Annotated in this window: 21 protein-coding genes; 9 read left to right on the top strand and 12 right to left on the bottom strand. The window is 69.7% G+C overall.

The genetic code is table 11. From position 1 onward, the window contains the following. Positions 1-2: 2 nt before the first annotated feature. The 6 genes from mmsB to ABZ880_RS16150 all read right to left on the bottom strand — a co-directional run bounded on the left by mmsB (position 3) and on the right by ABZ880_RS16150 (position 7,245). Positions 3-1,250, bottom strand: coding sequence for a multiple monosaccharide ABC transporter permease (mmsB, locus tag ABZ880_RS16175; protein WP_361262304.1), 1,248 nt, complete (start codon positions 1,248-1,250; stop codon positions 3-5). After that, on the bottom strand, positions 1,247-2,797 hold the full coding sequence (gene mmsA, locus ABZ880_RS16170) for a multiple monosaccharide ABC transporter ATP-binding protein (RefSeq protein WP_361262302.1): 1,551 nt from the start codon (positions 2,795-2,797) through the stop codon (positions 1,247-1,249). Before mmsA ends, mmsB begins: the two co-directional genes overlap by 4 nt. 52 nt (positions 2,798-2,849) lie before the next feature. Next, positions 2,850-3,956 carry a multiple monosaccharide ABC transporter substrate-binding protein gene (gene chvE / locus ABZ880_RS16165; RefSeq protein WP_361262299.1) on the bottom strand — a complete coding sequence of 369 codons (1,107 nt, stop codon included), beginning with the start codon at positions 3,954-3,956 and terminating at the stop codon, positions 2,850-2,852. 53 nt (positions 3,957-4,009) lie between these two features. After that, positions 4,010-4,975, bottom strand: a complete 966-nt coding sequence (locus ABZ880_RS16160; RefSeq protein WP_361262297.1) for a hypothetical protein — start codon at positions 4,973-4,975, stop codon at positions 4,010-4,012. A gap of 111 nt (positions 4,976-5,086) precedes the next feature. Further along, the gene (locus ABZ880_RS16155) at positions 5,087-6,091 is read right to left on the bottom strand and encodes an alcohol dehydrogenase catalytic domain-containing protein (RefSeq protein WP_361262294.1); all 1,005 of its coding nucleotides are present in this window, start codon (positions 6,089-6,091) and stop codon (positions 5,087-5,089) included. Continuing rightward, entirely contained in the window at positions 6,088-7,245 is a 1,158-nt protein-coding gene (locus ABZ880_RS16150) for a mandelate racemase/muconate lactonizing enzyme family protein (protein ID WP_361262291.1), read from the bottom strand. The genes ABZ880_RS16155 and ABZ880_RS16150 overlap by 4 nt, the downstream gene beginning before the upstream one ends. 313 nt (positions 7,246-7,558) lie before the next feature. On the opposite strand from ABZ880_RS16150, the gene ABZ880_RS16145 reads away from it, so the two are divergent. Next, positions 7,559-8,377 carry a hypothetical protein gene (locus tag ABZ880_RS16145; protein ID WP_361262289.1) on the top strand — a complete coding sequence of 273 codons (819 nt, stop codon included), beginning with the start codon at positions 7,559-7,561 and terminating at the stop codon, positions 8,375-8,377. Between the two features lie 20 nt (positions 8,378-8,397). Here the strand turns inward: ABZ880_RS16145 and ABZ880_RS16140 are convergent, their stop codons facing one another. Next, complete coding sequence (locus ABZ880_RS16140; RefSeq protein WP_361262287.1) at positions 8,398-8,835, bottom strand: MarR family transcriptional regulator; 438 nt, start codon at positions 8,833-8,835, stop codon at positions 8,398-8,400. A 99-nt stretch (positions 8,836-8,934) separates the two neighbouring features. On the opposite strand from ABZ880_RS16140, the gene ABZ880_RS16135 reads away from it, so the two are divergent. From ABZ880_RS16135 to ABZ880_RS16120, 4 genes are all read left to right on the top strand, one after another. Next, positions 8,935-9,933, top strand: a complete 999-nt coding sequence (locus ABZ880_RS16135; RefSeq protein WP_361262284.1) for an NADP-dependent oxidoreductase — start codon at positions 8,935-8,937, stop codon at positions 9,931-9,933. Positions 9,934-10,050: 117 nt separating this feature from the next. Continuing rightward, complete coding sequence (locus ABZ880_RS16130) at positions 10,051-10,470, top strand: organic hydroperoxide resistance protein (protein WP_361262281.1); 420 nt, start codon at positions 10,051-10,053, stop codon at positions 10,468-10,470. Positions 10,471-10,720: 250 nt separating this feature from the next. After that, the gene (locus ABZ880_RS16125) at positions 10,721-11,251 is read left to right on the top strand and encodes a GNAT family protein (protein ID WP_361262278.1); all 531 of its coding nucleotides are present in this window, start codon (positions 10,721-10,723) and stop codon (positions 11,249-11,251) included. Positions 11,252-11,470: 219 nt separating this feature from the next. Continuing rightward, complete coding sequence (locus ABZ880_RS16120) at positions 11,471-12,373, top strand: transposase family protein (protein WP_361262721.1); 903 nt, start codon at positions 11,471-11,473, stop codon at positions 12,371-12,373. A 238-nt stretch (positions 12,374-12,611) separates the two neighbouring features. Here ABZ880_RS16120 and ABZ880_RS16115 read toward each other — a convergent pair whose 3' ends face one another. After that, positions 12,612-13,778: a serine hydrolase domain-containing protein gene (locus ABZ880_RS16115; protein ID WP_361262275.1), complete on the bottom strand. Its 1,167-nt coding sequence runs from the start codon at positions 13,776-13,778 to the stop codon at positions 12,612-12,614. Positions 13,779-14,008: 230 nt separating this feature from the next. Here ABZ880_RS16115 and ABZ880_RS16110 point away from each other — a divergent pair, with 230 nt between their 5' ends. Continuing rightward, positions 14,009-14,872, top strand: coding sequence for a hypothetical protein (locus ABZ880_RS16110; RefSeq protein WP_361262272.1), 864 nt, complete (start codon positions 14,009-14,011; stop codon positions 14,870-14,872). A gap of 128 nt (positions 14,873-15,000) precedes the next feature. Further along, the gene (locus ABZ880_RS16105) at positions 15,001-15,798 is read left to right on the top strand and encodes an EI24 domain-containing protein (RefSeq protein WP_361262270.1); all 798 of its coding nucleotides are present in this window, start codon (positions 15,001-15,003) and stop codon (positions 15,796-15,798) included. On the opposite strand, the gene ABZ880_RS16100 is transcribed toward ABZ880_RS16105, so the two are convergent. The 3 genes from ABZ880_RS16100 to ABZ880_RS16090 all read right to left on the bottom strand — a co-directional run bounded on the left by ABZ880_RS16100 (position 15,788) and on the right by ABZ880_RS16090 (position 18,363). Then, entirely contained in the window at positions 15,788-17,041 is a 1,254-nt protein-coding gene (locus ABZ880_RS16100; RefSeq protein WP_361262267.1) for a pyroglutamyl peptidase, read from the bottom strand. The two genes, ABZ880_RS16105 and ABZ880_RS16100, sit on opposite strands and share 11 nt — an antisense overlap. 95 nt (positions 17,042-17,136) lie before the next feature. Continuing rightward, positions 17,137-17,385, bottom strand: coding sequence for a hypothetical protein (locus ABZ880_RS16095; RefSeq protein WP_361262264.1), 249 nt, complete (start codon positions 17,383-17,385; stop codon positions 17,137-17,139). Positions 17,386-17,436: 51 nt separating this feature from the next. Continuing rightward, positions 17,437-18,363: a LysR family transcriptional regulator gene (locus tag ABZ880_RS16090; RefSeq protein ID WP_361262261.1), complete on the bottom strand. Its 927-nt coding sequence runs from the start codon at positions 18,361-18,363 to the stop codon at positions 17,437-17,439. Positions 18,364-18,421: 58 nt separating this feature from the next. Between ABZ880_RS16090 and ABZ880_RS16085 the strand changes: the two genes are divergently transcribed. Both ABZ880_RS16085 and ABZ880_RS16080 read left to right on the top strand, forming a co-directional pair. Then, positions 18,422-18,811 carry a RidA family protein gene (locus tag ABZ880_RS16085; protein ID WP_361262258.1) on the top strand — a complete coding sequence of 130 codons (390 nt, stop codon included), beginning with the start codon at positions 18,422-18,424 and terminating at the stop codon, positions 18,809-18,811. A gap of 11 nt (positions 18,812-18,822) precedes the next feature. Then, the gene (locus ABZ880_RS16080; protein WP_361262255.1) at positions 18,823-19,161 is read left to right on the top strand and encodes a YrdB family protein; all 339 of its coding nucleotides are present in this window, start codon (positions 18,823-18,825) and stop codon (positions 19,159-19,161) included. Between the two features lie 9 nt (positions 19,162-19,170). Here ABZ880_RS16080 and ABZ880_RS16075 read toward each other — a convergent pair whose 3' ends face one another. Beyond that, positions 19,171-19,749, bottom strand: a complete 579-nt coding sequence (locus ABZ880_RS16075) for a TetR/AcrR family transcriptional regulator (RefSeq protein ID WP_361262719.1) — start codon at positions 19,747-19,749, stop codon at positions 19,171-19,173. Between the last annotated feature and the right edge of the window lie 94 nt (positions 19,750-19,843).

The following is a 19,843-nucleotide window of genomic DNA, read 5'->3' as shown; positions in this document are numbered from 1 at the left end:
ACTTACGAACCTGACTTGCGCTTGTTCCACACGTCGAAGCCGACCGCGGCCAGCAGGGCGAGGCCCTTGATGACCTGTTGCCAGTCGGTGCCGACGCTGAGGAGGTTCATGCCGTTGTTCAGCACGCCGAGGACGAGACCACCGATGATCGCACCCAGGACGGTACCCACACCGCCGCTCATGGACGCGCCACCGATGAACGACGAGGCGATCGCCTCGAGTTCGAAGTTGAGACCCGCCTTCGGCGAGGCCGCGTTCAGACGGGCGGCGACCACCAGACCCGCCAGGGCCGCGAGCACGCCCATGTTCAGGAAGACGTAGAAGGTGACCTTCTTGTCCTTGACGCCGGACAGCTTCGCCGCCGGCAGGTTGCCGCCGATCGCGTAGATGTGCCGGCCGAAGACCGCGTTGCGCATGACGTAGCCGTAGCCGACGACCAGCACACCGAGGACGATCAGGATGATCGGCGCGCCCTGGTAGCTGGCGAGGATCATCGTCACTGCGAGGACGGCGGCGGCGATGGCGGCCAGCTTGAGCAGGAAGGCGTTGCGCGGCAGCACGTCCAGGGAGAACTCCTGCTCGCGCTTGCGGTCGCGGACCTCCTGGTAGATCACGAAGGCCAGCAGCGCGAAGCCGAGCAGCAGCGTGAGGTTGTGGTAGTTGGTGTTCGGGCCGACCTCCGGCAGGAAGCCGTTGCCGAGCTTCTGCAGGCCGTTCGGGAAGGGGCCGAGGGTCTGGCCCTGCAGGAAGATCTCCGTCAGGCCGCGGAAGAGCAGCATGCCGGCCAGGGTCACGATGAACGACGGTATGCCGAGATAGGCGATCAGGAAGCCCTGGATCGAGCCGGCCAGCGCGCCCACCAGCAGGCACAGCACCAGTGCGACCGGCCAGGCCACACTGTGCTGCACCGTCAGTACGGCCGCGAACGCGCCCACGAAGGCGGTCAGCGATCCGACCGACAGGTCGATGTGGCCGGCGATGATCACCAGCATCATGCCGATCGCGAGGATCAGGATGTAGCTGTTCTGCAGCACCAGGTTGGAGACGTTGCGCGGCAGCAGCAGGTCGCCGCCGGTCCACACCTGGAAGAGGACCACGATCAGGCCGAGCGCGATCAGCATGCCGTACTGGCGCATGTTGCGGCGCAGGCCGCCCAGGATCAGCTGCAGCAGATTGCCGTCGGCGGCCGGGCCTCCGCTCTTGCCGGGCGGCGCCGAGGCCGGGACCTTGTCCGTCACATCCGTGCTCATCGGGTTACCTCTTTGTCCTTCGTCATCTGGCGCATCAGCACTTCCTGCGTGGCCTCGGCCCGCGGGACCTCGCCCGTGAGCCGCCCGGCGGCCATGGTGTAGATGCGGTCGCACATGCCGAGCAGCTCCGGCAGCTCGGAGGAGATGAAGACGACCGCCTTGCCCTCGGCGGCCAGCTGGTCGATGACCGTGTAGATCTCGTACTTGGCGCCCACGTCGATACCGCGGGTCGGCTCGTCCAGGATCAGCACCTCGGGACCCGCGAAGATCCACTTGCTGAGGACGACCTTCTGCTGGTTGCCGCCGGACAGCCGGCCCACCGTCTCGAAGACGGTCGGCGCCTTGATGTTCATGGACTTGCGGAAGCGCTCGGAGACCTTCCGCTCCTCGTGCTCGTCGACCACACCGCGCTTGGCGACCTTGCCCAGGGCGGTCAGCGAGATGTTCCGGTTGATGTTGTCGATGAGGTTGAGGCCGTAGTGCTTGCGGTCCTCGGTGACGTACGCGATGCCGTGCTCGACCGCCTCCGCGACGGTCTTCGTACGGATCTCCTTGCCGTCCTTGAGGACCGTGCCGGTGGCGTGCCGGCCGTAGGTGCGCCCGAACACGCTCATCGCGAGCTCGGTGCGGCCTGCGCCCATCAGGCCCGCGATGCCGACGATCTCCCCGCGCCGCACGCTGATCGACACGTCGTCGACCACCTTGCGCGACTGGTCGATCGGGTGGTGCACCGTCCAGTTGCGGATCTCCAGCGCGGGAGCCGCGGCCACCTCGCCCTCGAACGGCGTGCGCTCGGGGAAGCGGTGGTCGAGGTCGCGGCCGACCATGCCGGAGATGATCCGGTCCTCGGTGGTCTCCGCCGACTTCACGTCCAGGGTCTCGATGGACTTGCCGTCGCGGATGATCGTCACCGAGTCGGCGACCCGGCGGATCTCGTTCAGCTTGTGGGAGATGATGATCGAGGTGATGCCCTGCTTCTTCAACTCCAGGATGAGATCGAGGAGTTTGCCGCTGTCCTCGTCGTTCAGCGCCGCGGTCGGCTCGTCGAGGATGAGCAGTTTCACCTTCTTCGACAGCGCCTTGGCGATCTCCACCAGCTGCTGCTTGCCCACGCCGATGTCGGCGATCCGGGTCTCCGGGTGGTCGGTCAGACCGACCCGGCGCAGCAGCTCGGTGGCGTGCTTCAGCGTCTCGTTCCAGTTGATGAGCCCGCGCGAGGCGTGCTCGTTGCCGAGGAAGATGTTCTCCGCGATCGACAGGAACGGCACCAGGGCCAGCTCCTGATGGATGATCACGATGCCGTGCTGCTCGCTCGCCCGGATGTCCTTGAACTCGCAGGTCTCACCCTCGAAGAGGATGTCGCCCTCGTAGGTGCCGTGCGGATGGACGCCGGAGAGCACCTTCATCAAGGTGGACTTTCCGGCGCCGTTCTCGCCGCAGATGGCATGGACCTCGCCCTGACGGACGGTCAGTGTGACGTCCGACAGCGCTTTGACGCCGGGAAAGGTCTTGACGATCGAGCGCATTTCCAGGACGGGTCCCGCCATGGTGTGCCCTTTCAATCCGTAGGAATGGCCGGCCTGTTCACCGACAGGGGGACTACTTCAGCTCGCTGGCCGTGTAGTAGCCGGTGTCGACCAGTTCCTTCGTGTAGTTGGTCTTGTCGACGCTCACCGGCTGCAGCAGGTAGGCGGGGACGACCTTGGTGCCGTTGTCGTAGGTCTTGGTGTCGTTGGTCTCGGGCTTCTTGCCGTTGAGCACGTCGTCGACCATCTTCGCGGCGACGTCGGCGAGCTTGCGGGTGTCCTTGTAGACGGTCTGCGTCTGCTGGCCCGCGATGATCGACTTCACCGAGGCGAGCTCGGCGTCCTGGCCGGTGATGACCGGGAGCGGCTTGCTCTTGGAGCCGTAGCCGTCCGACTTCAGCGCGGCGAGGATGCCGATGGAGATGCCGTCGTAGGGCGACAGGACGGCGTCGACCTTGGCGCTGCCGTAGGTGGAGGTGAGGATGTCCTCCATGCGCTTCTGGGCGGTGGCACCGTCCCAGCGCAGGGTGGTGACCTGGGTGAGCTTGGTCTGGCCGGACTTGACGACGAGCTTCTTCTTGTCGATGTACGGCTGGAGCACGCTCATCGCGCCGTTGAAGAAGTACTTGGTGTTGTTGTCGTCGTTGGATCCGGCGAACAGCTCGATGTTGAACGGGCCCTTGCCGTCCTTCAGGCCCAGCTTGTCGACGATGTAGCTGGCCTGCAGCTCGCCGACCTTGGTGTTGTCGAAGGACGCGTAGTAGTCCACGTTCTTCGTGCCGAGGATCAGGCGGTCGTAGGCGATCACCGGGATCTTGGCGTCGGCGGCCTGCTGCAGCACGTTGTTGAGCGACTTGTTGTCGATGGCCGCGACGATCAGGCCCTTGACGCCCTGCGTGATCAGGTTCTCGATCTGCGAGACCTGCTGGTCGGGGTCGTCCTCGCCGTAGACCAGCTTGGTCTTGTAGCCCTTGGCCTCAAGGTCCTTGACGACGTTCTTGCCGTCGGCGATCCAGCGCTCGGAGGACTTGGTGGGCATCGCGATACCGATGGTGCCGCCCTTGGCACTGCCCTTGTCCTCCTTGCTGCCGCCTTCACTGTTCTGTCCGCAGGCGGACAGGGTGAGGGCGAGGGAGGCGGCTCCGGCTATGAGGGTGAGGGCGCTTCTGCGAGTACGCATGGTGATCAGTCCTTGTTCTTCTCGTCGTTGAGAGGTCAGGCCCGGCAGGGCGGTCAGACGGGGAAGCGGTTGAGCGGTCCGGGCAGCCGGGAGCCGAGCGGCGCCATATCGCCGTCCGCACCGTGCCGGGCGAGCAGGTCGAGAGCGAGACGGCCGCGCCGCACCCGCTCCCGGGCGGTGTCCAGGGTCACGTCCCGCAGGTGGGTGCCCCACGGGTAGATGCCGGGAGCCTTGGACAGACCGAACTTCAGGTAGAGCGGTGCGCCGCGCCGGATGAGCTCGGCGACCTCGTACATCCGGATGTAGCCGCCGAGGTCGTCGGGGGCCTCGATGTACATGTCCATGGGGGCGGCGGAGACCCGCCGGATCTCGGTGAGGTGATCGAGCGTCAGATCGCTGGGCACGTTGAGCGAGTCGGCGCCCAGATGCTCGTAGACCGCGTAACTGGCCGGGTTGACCGGCCCGATGAGCGCGGACACCTTCAGGGTGGTGTCGGCCGGGATGATGCCGGTCTCGCGGGCCCGGTGCAGCGTCCACAGCACGCCCTCGTCGGCGACGAGGAGGCACTTGACGCCCAACTCCGTTGCGCGGACGGCGTCTTCGACACAGCCGGCCACGGCGTCATGGCCGCGTGCGCGCAGTCCGGCCCCCCGCGAGTCGGAGCGCACGGAGCCGCCGATGTCCCACGTGCCGCGCGGGCCGGTGAACAGGCAGAGCTCGATGTCGCGTTCGGCGGTGGCCTCGACCATCTCGGTGATCTCGGCGTCGGTCAGCATCCACACGCCGCTGCCCTGGCTGATCCGGTGGATCGGCACGTCCAGGCGCGAGGACTCCTTGAGGATGACGGCCAGCGCTTCGGGACCCTCGCACGAGGGGATCTCGGTGCGCCAGCGGCCGCCGCCGGGGAAGGTGTGCGGCGAGGCGTCGGCGGGGTCGAGGGCGGGCGCACCCAGGCCGAGAGCGGTGAGCGCCTGCTCGCCGGGTCGGCGGGCCGCCGTAGCGGAAGCGTCGGTCGTCACAAGCTGTCCTTCGTGTTCGATATTTCGGACAAGGTTCGCGGCTCAAAGCGTGGGGGGCTTGGGTGTACGCCGGTACGGGGGCCGTCAGGTCGCCCCCGTACCGGCGTACGTCTAGGGGCGGAGCAGCACCTTGCCCACCTTCGGATCGCCGGACCCCACCAGCTCGATGGCCTCCGGGAACTCGCCGAGCGGCAGCTCGTGCGTGACCAGCGGCAGCGGATCGAGCAGACCGGCCCCGAACACCCGCACCGTGTGCGCCCAGGCGTCCGGCGGCGCCCCGAAGACGGTGTGCACCTCCAGCTGCCGCACCACCAGATCGGTCGGGTCGAGGCCCTCGGCGCCCGGCGCCGGGATCCCCGTCAGGACCAGGCGTCCGCCGCGCCTGAGCAGGGAGGCGGCGGTGCGCGCGGCGGACGCGGACCCGGCGGTCTCGATGACGACGTCGAAGTCGTCGGGGAGCTCCTGGTCCTTGGTACGGAAGTCGCTGGCGCCGAAAGTTCTCGAAAGTTCCGCCCGGTCGGGCCGCGTCCCCACGACGAGCAGCTCCGCCGGAGAGCCCGCCTTCAAGAACTGCACGGCGAACATCCCGAGCGTCCCGGTGCCCACGACCGCGACCCGTTCACCCGGCAGCGCGTTCGCCTTGATCGCGGCGGCCGCGATACAGGCGGCCGGCTCCAGCAGAGCGGCGGCCGTCAGATCGGCGTCGTCCGGCAGAACGTGCAGGAGACGGGCCGGAAGCGTCAGCGTGGCGGCCATCGCGCCCGGCTGGGTGAACCCGGTCTCCTCGTACCCGGCGGTGCACAGCGTGGTCTCGCCCGCGTGGCAGCGGTCGCACACCTGGCAGTTGCGGAAGCCCTCACCGACGACCTTGCGGCCTACGAGAGTTGAAGGCACCCCGGCGCCCACGGCCTCGACCGTGCCGGACCACTCGTGGCCCGGCGTGAGCGGATACCGGACGTATCCCTCGGGCCGGTTTCCCTGGTACACCTCGCGGTCGCTGCCGCAGATGCCCACCGCGTGGACGCGCACCAGCGCCTCGCCGGCCTCCGGCTGCCGCGGCTCGTGCGAGGTCACCCGGTGCTCGCCCGGCGCCTCGACGACGACCTGGGTGCTCACTTCGTGCCCTTCGGCTTGCGCTGCTCCCAGCCCTCGGCCCACAGGTCGAAGCGCGCCTGCTGCTGCGGGAACTCGGCGGCCGCGTCGACGTCCAGCTCGACGCCGAGACCGGGGGCGTCGGAGAGGTGGAAGTACCCGTCGACGACCTGCGGCGCGCCCTTCACGACCTTCTTGATCTCCGCGTCCGCGAAGTCGTTGAAGTGCTCAAGGATCTTGAAGTTGGGGGAGGTGAAGCCGACCTGGAGGGAGGCCGCGGTCAGCACCGGCCCGCCCACGTTGTGGGGAGCGACGAGCACGTAGTGGGTCTCGGCGGTCGCGGCCAGCTTCCTGGTCTCCCAGATACCACCGATATGGCCGACGTCCGGCTGGATGATGTCGACGGCCTGGCTCTCGAACAGCTCCCGGAACTCGATCCGGTCGTGGATGCGCTCACCGGTGGCGACCGGGATGTCGACCTTGGCGGCGACCTTCTCCAGCGCCTTCAGGTTCTCCGGCGGGCAGGGCTCCTCCAGCCAGGCGGGCTTGAAGGGCGCGAGCTCGTGCGCGAGGCGGACGGCGGTGGCGGGCGAGAAGCGGCCGTGCATCTCCAGCATCAGCTCGGAGTCCGGCCCGATGGCGTCCCGCACGGCCTCGATCAGGGAGACGGCGTACAGGGTCTGCTCGTGGTCCAGCTCGAAGTGCCCCGTCCCGAAGGGGTCGATCTTCAGCGCCTTGTACCCGCGCTCCATGACCCCCTGCGCGGCCTTGTGGTACGCCTCCGGAGTCCGCTCCGTCGTATACCAGCCGTTGGCGTACGCCTTGACCTTGTCGGTGACCTTGCCGCCCAGCAGCTGCCAGACGGGCACACCCAGGGCCTTGCCCTTGATGTCCCAGCAGGCCATCTCGATCACCGCGATGCCGGACATCACGATCTCGCCGGCCCGGCCGTAGTCGCCGTACTTCATCCGACGTACGAGGTCTTCCACGGCGAACGGGTCGGAGCCCAGAATGTGGTTGGCCTCCGCCTCCCGCAGATAGCCGACCAGCGCGTCGGTGTGGCCCAGCATCCGGGTCTCACCGACGCCCGTGATTCCTTCGTCGGTGTGCACCTGGACGTAGGTCAGGTTCCGCCACGGAGTCCCGACCACGTGTGTGCTGATTCCGGTGATGCGCACGGCAGTTGCCCCTCGCGTTTCGTCGGCTCAGTTCTGTGTGTTCGAAATTTCGGCACACGTTCGAAATGCTGGCGTGACAGTAAGGACGGGGCGACGGGAGTGTCAATGGGTCGAACACATAACGGTTTCGACACTGCTTTCGACACGGCTGTCGGCGGCGGTTTCGGTGTGATCGGGAGGGGATGCCCGGGAGGTCCCTGCCGCAAGGCCGGGTGTCTCCTCAACTCGCCACGCCGGAAGCGGTAGTTCCGCACACAACCTTCACAGGCGTGACTATGAACGTTGCCTGTGAGGAACTTAGTCTTCCCGCGTCATGGACTTCTGCCACCCGTGCCGACGGCACCTCAATGGCGCCCTCGCCTGCCCCGGGTGCGGCGCGCCCGTCGAAGAACTCCGCGCGTACGCGGACGGTGGTGGCATGCCCGCGTACGGGTCCGAGGGCGGGCACGGAGTCGCCTACGACGGCCATGAGGGCGACGCGGAGGGCTCCTACGACGACGAGGGCGACGGGGACGACGCCGAGGATGCCGAGGACGCCGAGGGGGCCGGTGAGCCCGTCGGGCGGGCCGCGCGGCGCGGGCAGAGCCGCGGCCGCGGACGCGGTCGCGGGAGTGGCGGCCGGGACGCCGAGAGCCCCGCGGGTGCAGCCAGTCGACGCGATCGCAAAGCCGCCGCACACCGCCGGCGCCGCCGCCGGGTGCTGCTGATCACCGCGGCCTGCGTGCTCGCGGCCGGCGGCCTCAGCCTCGCGGAACTCGGCATCGACGCCCCCTTCTCCACCCCCAAGCCGGCTGCCGCCGGGGACGATTCGCCGGAGGGCGCGGCATCGTCCGAGGTGACGGCCAAGCCGACCGGCGACAAGACGGGCGCGGGGACGGACTCCCCCTCGCCGGGAGCCTCCGCGTCCCCCTCGCCCTCGAAGTCCTCGAAGGACAAGCCGAAGAAGGACAAGACCGACAAGGACACCGAGTCGGCCACGACGGGCAGCAATCCCGGCACCTCGACCACGGCCCCGGCGGCCACACCGCCCGCCTCCACTCCGACGCCGACGTCCGAGCCGACGAAGTCCGATCCGACGCCGGACCCGTCACCGTCGCAGACGTGCAATCGGTTCCTGTGGTGGTGCACGTAGCCCCGGGGGCTACGTGCACCTCAGGCGTCCAGCATCCGCTTCAGCAAATCGCGCAAAGACAGCCGCTCCTCGTCGGACAGCCCGGCGAGCGGCTCGCGCGCGAAGCGCAGACCGTCGCGCAGCTCTCCGGCAACCCGTCGGCCCTCGTCCGTCGCGGCCGCCAGCTTCACCCGGCGGTCGGCCGGGTCGGGGCGCCGCTCGACCAGTCCCCGTGACTCCAGCCGGTCCACGATCCCGGTGACATTGGACGGCTCGCACTTCAGCTTCTGCGCCAGCTTCCGCATCGGCAGCGGCTCCAGCGACAGCAGGCTCAGCAGCCGCGCCTGCGCCCCGGTCAGCGTGTGCTCGCCGGCCGCCTCCTCGTAGTCCGCGTAGAACCGGGCCACGACATCGCCGATGAGCTCGACGACCTCCATGGTCAGCGGGTCGGGGCGGCGGGTCTTCTGTGGAGTGGGCATGGTGTCAGGGTACCCCGTTACTTGACATACTGAAATATTCAGGAGCATGGTTGTTTCAGGTACTGAAGTATTTTCCCCGCACTCGGAAAGGCGCGTCTCATGATCAACCGCGAATGGCACCTGCTCAGCCGCCCCGTCGGCTGGCCGAAGCCCGAGGACTTCGCCCTGGTCGAGGCGGAGGTCCGGCAGCCCGGTGAGGGGCAGGTCCTCGTGCGGAACAAGTACCTCTCCGTCGACCCGTACATGCGCGGCCGCATGAGCGCCGCCAAGTCCTACGTCGCCCCCTTCGAGCTCGGCAAGGTCATGCAGGGCGGTGCGGTCGGCGAGGTCGTCGCCTCCAACGCCGAGGGCATCGCCGCCGGCGACCACGTCCTGCACTTCGGCGGCTGGCGCGAGTACGCCACCATCGACGCCGGGCAGGCCGTCAAGGTCGACCCCGAGGCCGCGCCGCTGTCGACGTACCTCGGCGTGCTCGGCATGACCGGCCTGACCGCGTACGCGGGCCTGCTGCGGGTCGGTGCCTTCAAGGAGGGCGACGCGGTCTTCGTCTCGGGCGCCGCGGGTGCCGTCGGCAGCCAGGTCGGGCAGATCGCCAAGCTCAAGGGCGCCTCGCGGGTCATCGGCTCCGCCGGATCCGACGAGAAGGTCAAGCTGCTGGTGGAGGAGTACGGCTTCGACGCCGCCTTCAACTACAAGAACGGCCCGGTCTGGGAGCAGCTCAAGGAGGCCGCCCCCGACGGCATCGACGTCTACTTCGACAACGTCGGCGGCGAGCACCTCGAGGCCGCGATCGGCGCGCTCAACCTCAAGGGCCGTGCCGTGATCTGCGGCATGATCTCGCAGTACAACTCGACCGAGCCGACCCCCGGCCCGCGCAACATGGTCAAGATCCTGCAGAACCGGCTCCGCGTCGAGGGCATTCTCGTCGGCGACCACTACGACCTGCAGCAGCAGTTCGTCCAGGAGGTCGGCCCGTGGGTCGCCTCGGGTCGGCTGAAGTACCGCGAGACCGTCGTCGAGGGCATCGAGAACAACCTGGAGGCCTTCCTCGGGGTGCTGCGCGGTGACAACACGGGGAAGATGATCGTCAAGCTCTGACGTCGTCCACCGGCCCTGCGGGCCTTCACTGGATTTCCGGCATGCGGTAACTTCTTTCCGAAATCCGTCGTCGATCGTGGGCGCGAGTCGCGGCGGACCGAGGAGGAAGACAACCGCATGTCCATCCAGCACACCGACGTCCTCTACACCGCCGTCGCCACCGCCGAGAACGGCCGCGACGGCCGCGTCGCCACCGACGACGGCACCCTCGACATCGTCGTCAACCCGCCCAGGGAAATGGGCGGCAGCGGCGCCGGCACCAACCCCGAGCAGCTCTTCGCCGCCGGATACAGCGCCTGCTTCCAGGGCGCCCTCGGCGTCGTCGCCCGCCAGGAGAAGGCCGACGTCTCCGGCTCCACCGTCACCGCCAAGGTCGGCATCGGCAAGAACGACGACGGGTTCGGGATCATCGTCGAGATCTCCGCCGCGATCCCCAACGTCGACGCGGAAACCGCCAAGGGCCTCCTCGAGAAGGCCCACCAGGTCTGCCCGTACTCGAAGGCGACCCGCGGCAACATCACCGTGACGCTGGTCTGACGACGCTCGTTCTGCAGCGGGGAGGGCCGCACCCTTGGACGTGGGGTGCGGTCCCCCTTTTTTTGCTTCGTTCGCCTACGGGGCGCCTTACGGCTCGGTCCGCGATTGATGGTCGAGAGTAGCTCCGTCTCGGGGGCAGCTGGTCTGGGGTGTTGCGACGACCGTTGACCTGCCCGGGGCATTGTGATGGGCGGTGCTCGGTCGGGATATTCGCTGGTCGCCGCTTGTTGATGGTGGTCATACTGCCGCGATGGATCCAGTGACTCTTGAGACCGACCGTCTGGTGCTGCGGGCCTTCACACCTGCCGACGTGGATGCGGTGTACGAAGCCTGCCAGGACGAGGAGATCCAGTTCTACACCCCGGTGCCGGTGCCGTACCGGCGTGCGGACGCCGAGAAGCTCGTCGGCGAGAAGCTGCCCGCTCAGTGGGCCGAGGACAGGGACTACACCCTCGGCGCGTTCCGCAAGGACACCGGCGCCCTGGTCGGCTCGTACTGCCTGACCCTCATCAGCCGTGGCGTCTGGGAGCTCGGTTACTGGGCGGTCAAGGAGCAGCGCGGACGCGGGTACTCGGCGGAGGCCGCCCGGGCCCTGTGCGACTGGGGCTGGGGCACGCTCGACGTGCACCGCATCGAGTGGTGGGCCATGGCCGGGAACACCGGCTCGCGTGCCGTCGCCGAGAAACTTGGCTTCACCGTCGAAGGGACGCTGCGCAATCGCGGCATCGCCAACGATGGCAAGCCGCACGACTGGTGGGTGGGCGGACTGCTGAGGCCCTGATGCTCGGGCCGGTGCTTGGCCGGCTGCGTTTGCTCTTCTGCAGGGAAGTTCCCAGCTCGGCCAGTTCCCGCAGACGAACCACACCCATTGACCATCGGCGGGCAGTGGTGACGTGGCAGTGGCCGCACGGGTTCTTCGAGTGTGACCAAGAAGTGGGCCCGTGCGGCCTTGACTCATCCTGCCTTCTGCGGCGTCTCGCATGCACATCTCGGCGATTTGATCGAAGAGTTGGCCGATCTGTGGCTCGCCCGGTGCGAGTCGGAGCTTCGTGAGCGGCGTGGTGCCGAGCGGCAGCGGGAGGCCGGTGCCGGCCCGAAGCACGACCTGGTCTTCACCGACCGCCTGCTCGTCACCCTGGTCCACCTACGCACCGGGCTCCCGCAGGCCGCGCTCGCCGCGCTGTACGGCATCGCCCGCTCCACGATCTCCCGCGCCATCGGGGAGATCCGCCCGTTGCTGGCCATGCGTGGCTTCGCAGTCCCCGACCACCACTCCGGCGTGCGACTTCGGACCCTGGCGGACGTGTTCGCCTACGCTGAGGCCGCGGGGATCCGGTTGCGGATCGATGGCGCCGAGACCCAGGTTCGCCGCCCGAAGGCAGGCAGGCCCGGACGGCGGGCCTTCGTCTCCGGCAAGAAGAAGCAGAACACCATCAAGACCACCACCATCAGCGACGGCCAGGGCCGTCTGCTGTGGTCGGGTGCGGACCGCCCGGGCCGCATGCACGACCAGACCGCGATGCGCACCGAGGGTATCGCCGAGCAGTTCCGGCTCCACCCGAAGGTGACGGCCGAGGTCGACGAGGGCTACAGGGGGCTGGCCAACGAGTTCCCTGAGCAGATCAGCGCCCCTCCGAAGAAGCCGAAGGGCGGCGCGCCGCTCGGCGAGCAGTACGCCTGGCGGGAGATGCGCCGACGGCAGTCCTCGGAGCGGATCTGCGTCGAGCACGCCAACGCCGAATTGCGGCAGTGGTGTCCGCTCCAGCGCTACACCGGCCCACGCGAGGACTACGCCGCGACCCACCAGGCGATCGCTTCATTGGTTTCGGACCGTTCGGCTCGCCGACCCACCCGACGCAAGCCGAGCACCGAGCTCGTGCTCGCCCGGCAGGCTTCCTGCTGATCAACCACCAGCCGACCCGCCAGGCCAGCACGCCCAAACCTCAATCGCGGACCAAGTCGTTAGTCGGTGTCGAGACGGCGATCGTGCTCAGCGCTTCGCGCCTCCGCGCGTTCGCCCTCTCGACACCGACGCGCCCCTTCGGCTCTCTACGCGGCCGGTGTCCGGCGGTGCGGTGGGCGTTGAAGGGCTCTCGCCGGAAGTGGGGTGTCTGGGGAGGGCGGTTTTGTGGCCCCGGTGGTCAGTGCTGTCTTGTGGCTGTCGTGAGGGCGGCTGTGTGTACTGCCTTGACCAGCTGGTTGTTCTCGGGGGCCGCTCCGCCGGGGAAGGCCATGCGGCGGCGGGTGTAGCCGTAGGCCAGGCCGCTGCGGGGGTCGGCGAAGGCCTGGGAGCCGCCTGCTCCGCTGTGGCCGAAGGCGCCGGCGCCCAGGAAGGGGTGCCAGGTGTCGGCGGTGGCCTGGAAGCCGAGGCCGTAGGAGCGGTGGGCGCGGGCCACCAGGTCGTAGCCGACGGAGTGGATCTGGCCCACCTCGGCGATGGTGTCCGGCTTGAGCAGGGGCGCCTTCTCGTCGACCTCGCTGATCGCCGCCGCGTACATCCGGGCCAGGCCGCGCGCCGCGGCCACGCCGCCCGCCGACGCCGGGCCCTTGGCGCGCACGGTGCGGGAGTTGGCGTAGTCGACGAGTGTTCCGGGGCCCTCCGCATGCGCGTTGAACGCGATCGAGGCCAGGGTGTGCGGGCCGGTCGGCGCCGCGTCCAGGATCGCCTGCTGCTTGGGGGTTGGGGCCATCGGCTGTACCGAGCGGAAGCGGGGTTCCAGGGCGGCCGGTAGTCCGAGGTGGAAGTCCAGGCCGTACGGCGCCCGGATGCGCTCCTCGTAGATCTCCTGGAGCGAGCGGCCCGTCGCCCGCCGGACCACCTCGCCCGTCAGCGCGCCTATCACCAGCGCGTGATAGCCGAAGGCGCTGCCCGGGCGCCAGAACGGCTTCTGGTCCGCGAGGCGTTCGGCCATCGCGCGGTCGTCGGAGAGCTCCTCCGTGGTGAACCCGGCGTCCGTGCCGACCAGGCCCGCCCGGTGGGAGATCAGGTCGCGCAGCGTCAGCGTGCCCTTGCCCTCGGCTGCGAACTCCGGCCAGTAGTACGTCACCTTGCGGTCCAGCTCCAGCGTGCCGTCCTGCACGAGCAGGGCCACCACGAGATGGGCGGCGCCCTTGGTGGACGAGTACACGCCGTAGAGGGAGTCGGCCTCGGCGCCGTCACCGGCCCACAGGTCGACGACCCTGCGGCCGTGCACGTACGCGCACAACTGGCCCTCGTAGTCCGGCAGTTCCCCCGCCACGAAAGCGGCGAACTCCTCGCGCACCGCCTCGAAGCCGGCGGCGACGGTGCCGTGGATCTCCTGCGTCATCCGCTCTCCTCACCTGAACCGATGTCCGGCTCGTACACGAAACCGTAGCCCGGGGCACTGACAGTCACCGGAGATCGGTACGGCGAGATGTGCCTATTCGACTCAAAGGCGACTCAACCGCTACAGGAGGTGGCCGATGTCACGGATGCCCCGGAGCACGCATCCCGAGGGGGCCGGAGGGGGCATGCTGAGGACGACCGCTGGCACCGCCCGTGAGGCGAGGAGAGCCCATGGCAACGATTCCTTCGCTCCCCAGCAGGGACGACGTGCTGCGCATGGCGCGCAACACCACCGATATCACCGGCCAACTCCTCGACACGGCCGGGAACATCACCAGAATCGCGATCAACACGTTCGACCCGCGGGACGGTTCGGGCGCGGAGGTGCTGCGCGTGCTGCGCGAGACCACCGCGGAACTGGCGGAGGCGAGCGCCTCGCCGCAGGCCCAGGAGGCGTTCTACCGGATCGTCGACACCCTGACCCGCTTGGGGACGAGTGGGGCCCCGCTGGCCGTCCACCCGGTGAGCGAACCCGCCCAGGCGCTGCTGACCGCGCTCGGCGACAGCCTGCTCCCCGTGCTGGACGCCGTGGAGCCGGCGGTCGAGGAGTTCGCGGACGCGTTGGGTGATCTGGTCGAGGCGACGTCTCCGCTGCTCCCCGCCGCGGCCGGACTGGCCGCGGGGGCGCTGCTCGCCGTGACACCGGTGCTGCGGGCCGCGGCCGACACCCTGCGCGACTCGTCCCCCGAACTGCGGCGCATCGCCGACGCGTTGACCGCGGCGCTGGCCCCGCTGATGCCGCTCCAGGTCGCGCTGGCGGAACGTGCGGCGGCCGCCGGGTCGGGCGTGGTCCGCGCGACGCTCCCACCCCTGGCCGACCTCACGGAGGCGGCAGCGGCAACGGCCAAGGCGGCCCGCCCGATGCTGATCGCCGGCGAGGAACTGCTGGTGTCGGGCCTGGAACAGATCCAGCCCCTGCTGCTGGCCGCCGCTTCGAGGGCGGGCCGTGTGGCGCGTGCGGCGGCGATACGAGTGCAAGCAGCGGTCTCACCGGCGGGCGACCAGGGAATCGTCGTAGCGGTGTCACCGGCGTGACGGCAGCCACCTCAGGGGCGCGGGGCTGTATCGATGTGCGGCTCCGCCGCGCGGGCGCGACCAGCCACAACGAACCCGCACCCCGCAGCCCGCGCAAGCCCCCCACCCCGCCCCGATAAAGTTCCCCCATGCGCGATCTTGGCACAGGCTTTACCTACCTCCTCAAGGGTCAGCGATGGGTGGCCCGGCACGGCAAGCAGTACGGCTTCGGCCTGCTGCCGGGCCTGATAACCCTCGTCCTCTACGCGGCAGCGCTCGTCGCGCTGGGCGTATGGGGCGAGGACACCGTCACCTGGGCAACCCCCTTCGCCGACGACTGGTCGAGCCCCTGGCAGGGAGTGTTCCGCGGCTTCCTCACCGCCGTGCTGTTCGCCCTGGGGCTCCTCCTCGCCGTCCTCACCTTCACCGCGGTCACGCTTTTGATCGGCCAGCCCTTCTACGAGAACCTCTCCGAGAAGGTCGACCGCGACGTCGATCCGAACGGCACCGCCCCCGAGTCCGGCCTCCCGCTCTGGCGCGAGCTGTGGATCTCGGCCCGCGACAGCCTCCGTGTCGTGGCCCGGGCGTTGATCTGGGGTGTGCTGCTGTTCGCGTGCGGCTTCATCCCGTTCGTCGGCCAGACCGTGGTCCCGGTGATCGGTTTCTTCGTCACCGGTTTCTTCCTGACGGAGGAGCTCACCGCCGTCGCCCTGCAGCGCCGCGGCGTCGAACTGCGGGCCCGCCTCACCCTCCTGCGCTCCCGCAAGACCCTGGTCTGGGGCTTCGGCACCCCGCTGGGCCTGTCCTTCCTGGTCCCGTTCGTGGCGGTGTTCCTGATGCCGGGCGCGGTCGCGGGAGCGACGCTCATGGCGCGGGACCTGCTGGGCGAGGAGATCGAGGAGGGTGACGGCGAGCGGGCCGAGGAGCCCGAGGACGTCACCTCGTGACCGAGGCGTTGAACGCCACGGTCACGATCGCCCGCACCTGAGCGATGATGTCGACCCGGTTCCGCACGAACTCGGGGTCGGTGATCGTCCCGGTCGCCGGATCGGTGTTGCCCGCCCCGAACTGCAGGACCGGCGTGTGCACATGGCCGCCCGGCAGCGTGTCGTGCAGCCCGAGCCGGTCCCGCAGCAGGGTGGCCCGGTAGGCGATCTCGTTCGAGAGGTAGTTGCCGCCGCCCCCGGCCCGCGCGGTCGACCCTTCCGTCGGCCCGTCCGGCCGTACGACCGCCGTCGTACCGCCCGCCGGGATCTCCGTCACCTCCGTGTGGTCGTACACCGGGAATCGTCCGGTGTTCGCGGCCACAATCTCCTTGTACGGCAAGGTCGTCGACGTCCACTGCGGCTGCGAGGCGGGGTCGGTGACCGGGATGGTCTCCGTCCTGCTGACGTTGTCGTTGTCGGGGAACCCGCCCCGCCAGGCCCCGTTGGTCCGCTCCACGTCGAACCGCCCGACCCGCCCCTGGCTCACGGTCGTGAACAGATCCACCGACTTCAGATACGGCCGCAGCGTCCGCTCCACCGTGCTGTCCGCGAAGTCCTGCCACCGCACCGGGAAGACGACCGTCTCGATGCGCGCCGGCCCGTGCTCCGTCTCGATCACCGTGCCGTCGAGGGCGAGCGCGGTGGCACCGGAGGGGTTGGAGATCCGGATGTCCCGGTCGAGCGTGAACGGGTCGAACCCGGTGACGAGGATCCGCGGGATCTTCCGGCCGTGCGGGTAACGGACGTCGGTCTGCCCGCGGGAGGTCCGCTCCAACTGATCGAGCAGAGCGGCCCGTCGACTGTCGCTCAGTGCGAACTCCGGCTCCCAGGTCCGCACTTCCCGCGTCAGCCCGAGCCGCGCCCAGTACAGGGGCCGGTCGTCGTCCCGGCTGAGGTCCCCGCCCGCCGGGCCGCGCCCCTGAGCCCGCTCGACCGCCCGCCGCCACAGCGCCGACCCTTCGCGTACGACGATCCGCCGCGCCTCGGCATAGGAGTGGGCGCGGCCCAACTCCTGTGCGAAGCGCGGGGTCACGTCGTCGAACCCGGACCGCTCGAGGATCTCCTGCGGCACCGCCTTGTCGAGCCGCTGTTCCTCCACGGTGGGGGAGGGGGCGGTACCGGCCGCCGTCGCCGTCGCGGGGGACGCGAGCCCCGCCATCAGTGCCAGCCCGAGGATGCCCATCCGAACACGTATGGAATTCAAGGGAGTTCAGGTCCTTCCGTCGCCGTCGTGGGGGAGCGTGGTGCGGACGGCCGCAGTATCGCGTGACGGAAGTGGTCTACGCCATGGGGTGGGGCTCAGGAGGACGACAGCATCAGCGTCGCGCGCACGAGGACGGGGATGAGCGGGAACACGGCGGCACTCCGCAGCCGGGCCGGCCACAGCACGGCGCCGCCGGCCGCCACCGCCCCGCAGAGCACACCCAGTCGGGCGAGCGGTGCCTCTTGCGGCTCGTCGGCCCAGACCACCGCCATCCAGCCGTAGCCCATGGCCGGCGCGTCGAGCGGCAGCAGCACGAGGACGGCGACGGTGTTCCTCCACCTCATGGGCTCATCGTCGTCCCGGGGGAGAGCGGGCGCCCGAGTACGGCTACTCAGCTACCCCGGAATGCGGGCCGCCGCCTCCCGCAGCGCCCCGATGAACGCCTGTGCGGCCGCTGTCGCCGAGCGGCCCCGTGGCGTTGCCGCGTACACCGCCCGGGCCGGGGCGTCCTCGTCCAGTACCGGCAGCAGGGTGATGTCCGGGCGTACGGACTCGGCGGCCAGGGCGGGGACCAGAGTCACGCCGAGGCCTGCGGCGACGTAGCCCTGCTTGGCGGTCCACTCGCCGACGACATGCGCCACGCGCGGGCGGAAACCCTGGCGCAGGGCCGCGTCCAGGAGGGTGCCCTCGGGGCGGGAGCTGCCGGAGATCCAGTCGGCGTCGGCGAGTCGGCCGAGGCGGACGGGGCCGGTGGAGGCCGCCAGGGGGTGGTCGGCGGGGACGGCGATGTACAGCGACTCGTCGAGGAGGTGGTGGAGTTCGTAGGACTCCAGGGGCGCGCCGCCCGTCGTGGAGACCACGGCCAGGTCGAGGTGGCCCGCGGTGAGCCGGTCCAGAAGCCGGGGGGTGAGGCCCTCCTCGCGGGAGAGGCGGACGCGGGGGTGGCGGGCGCGGAACGTGGCCAGGGCGTGCGGCACCAGTGCGGCGTCGGCGGTGGGGAACGCCCCGAACCGCAGCCGTCCGCCTGCCACTTGACGCAGCGCGGCCAGTTCCCGCCCGGCGCCGTGCAGGGCCTCGACGACGGCCTCCGCGTGTGGCACGAGGACGTGTCCGGCCTCCGTCAGCCGCACACCGCGCGGCAGCCGGTCGAAGAGCGGTCCGCCGCCCAACGCCCCCTCCAGCGCGGCGATCTGTCGCGACACCGCGGACTGCGTCCACCCCAGCGACTTCGCGGCGAGAGTGAACGACCCGTGCCGGGCCACGTCCAGGAACACCCGCAGCCAGACGGTGGAGAGCTCCGGCTCGCGATGCGTGTTCGGCATGGCTGCCATGCTAGACATTCGCTTGTCGCATCCCGCGGCCGTGCCTAGCGTCGAGGGCATGCAGGTCACCATCGGAAACCCCGCCTCCGCACCCCAGCCGCTGAGCCCCTACTACTCCCAGGTCGCCCGCGTCGAACACGCCGACGGCAGCGCCCTGTTGTTCCTCTCCGGGCAGATCGCCGAGGGCGCCACCCTCGCCGAGCAGACCCGGGGCGTCTTCGAGACGATCGACGCCCTGCTCAAGGCCCACGGTGCGGCCCTGGCCGACGTCATCAACATCCGGACGTACCTGACGGACATCGGCCGGCTCGAGGAGTACGGCTCCGTACGGCGGGAGTTCCTCACCGGGACGCCGCCCACCAGCATGACGTTCGAGGTGCCCCGGCTGTTCCGGCCGGAGGCCCTGGTCGAGATCGAAATCGTGGCGGCGGTACCGGCCGGCAGGTGATACTGCCGCGCGTGAAGACAGCGAAGGCAGCGAACCTCGGCGTCCTCTTCCTCATCGAGCTAGGCGCTCTGGCGGCCGTCGGCCACTGGGGGTTCACTCGGGACGTGGCGACCCCGCTCGCCTGGCTCCTCGGCCTCGGCGCCCCGGCCGTACTCATCGTGCTCTGGGCGCTGTTCGGCTCGCAGAAGGCGTCGTACAAGACCCGCGGCGCGGTCCGCGTCGTCTTCGAACTCCTCTGGTTCGGGGCGGGAGTTGCCGCGCTGTTCGCCGCCGGGGCGGATGCCTGGGCGATCGCCTTCGCCCTCGTGTGCGCCGCCAGCAAGACCCTCGCCGTCATCTGGCGCCAGTAGCGGGCGCGTTCACGCCTGCTCGCCCAGCAGCGCCAGAAAGTCCCGGAACGCCGCCGGCATGTCCACCGACTCCGGGTCCAGCAGCCACTGGTACTGCAGGCCGTCCATCACCGCGACGAGGAGCGGGGCCGTCCGCTCGGGCGTCAGGCCGTTCGGCAGGCGGTCGCCGTACTCCGTGCGCAGCACCGCCGCCATGCTCGACCGCACCTGCCGGTAGCGCTCGGTGAAGTACTCCCGCGCCGGATGCCCCTCCGTGACGCTCTCGCCCAGCAGCGCCGAGAAGGTCTGGATGATGCCGGGCCGCATCGCGTTGTACTCGACCAGCGAGGCCAGCAGATCCACCCGCCACTGGGTGGCCGGCACCGCGTCCCACTGGTCCCGCTCCTCCAGGACGGCGACCAGCAGCGCCTCCTTGGTCGGGAAGTGGTGCAGCAGTCCCTGCTGGGTGAGCCCCACGCGCTCCGCGACCGCGGCCAGGCTCGCACCCCGGTAACCGCGCTCGGCGATCACATCGAGCGCCGCCCGGACGATCTCCGCGCGCCGCTCCTCGCTCCTGACCCTGGCGTTCATGGCGTCACCGTACGGCATCGACACCCAGTCAATATTACGGCAAGATAACGAAACCTACCGGTCTACAGGTAACCGGTGCACGATGGGCCCAGGACGACACCGCACGCAGACG

The sequence above is a fragment of the Streptomyces sp. NPDC047043 genome (assembly GCF_040644055.1).
Classification (GTDB): Bacteria; Actinomycetota; Actinomycetes; order Streptomycetales; family Streptomycetaceae; genus Streptomyces.
Note: the sequence above shows the minus strand (reverse complement) of the source record. Positions and strands in the feature narration are given on the sequence as shown.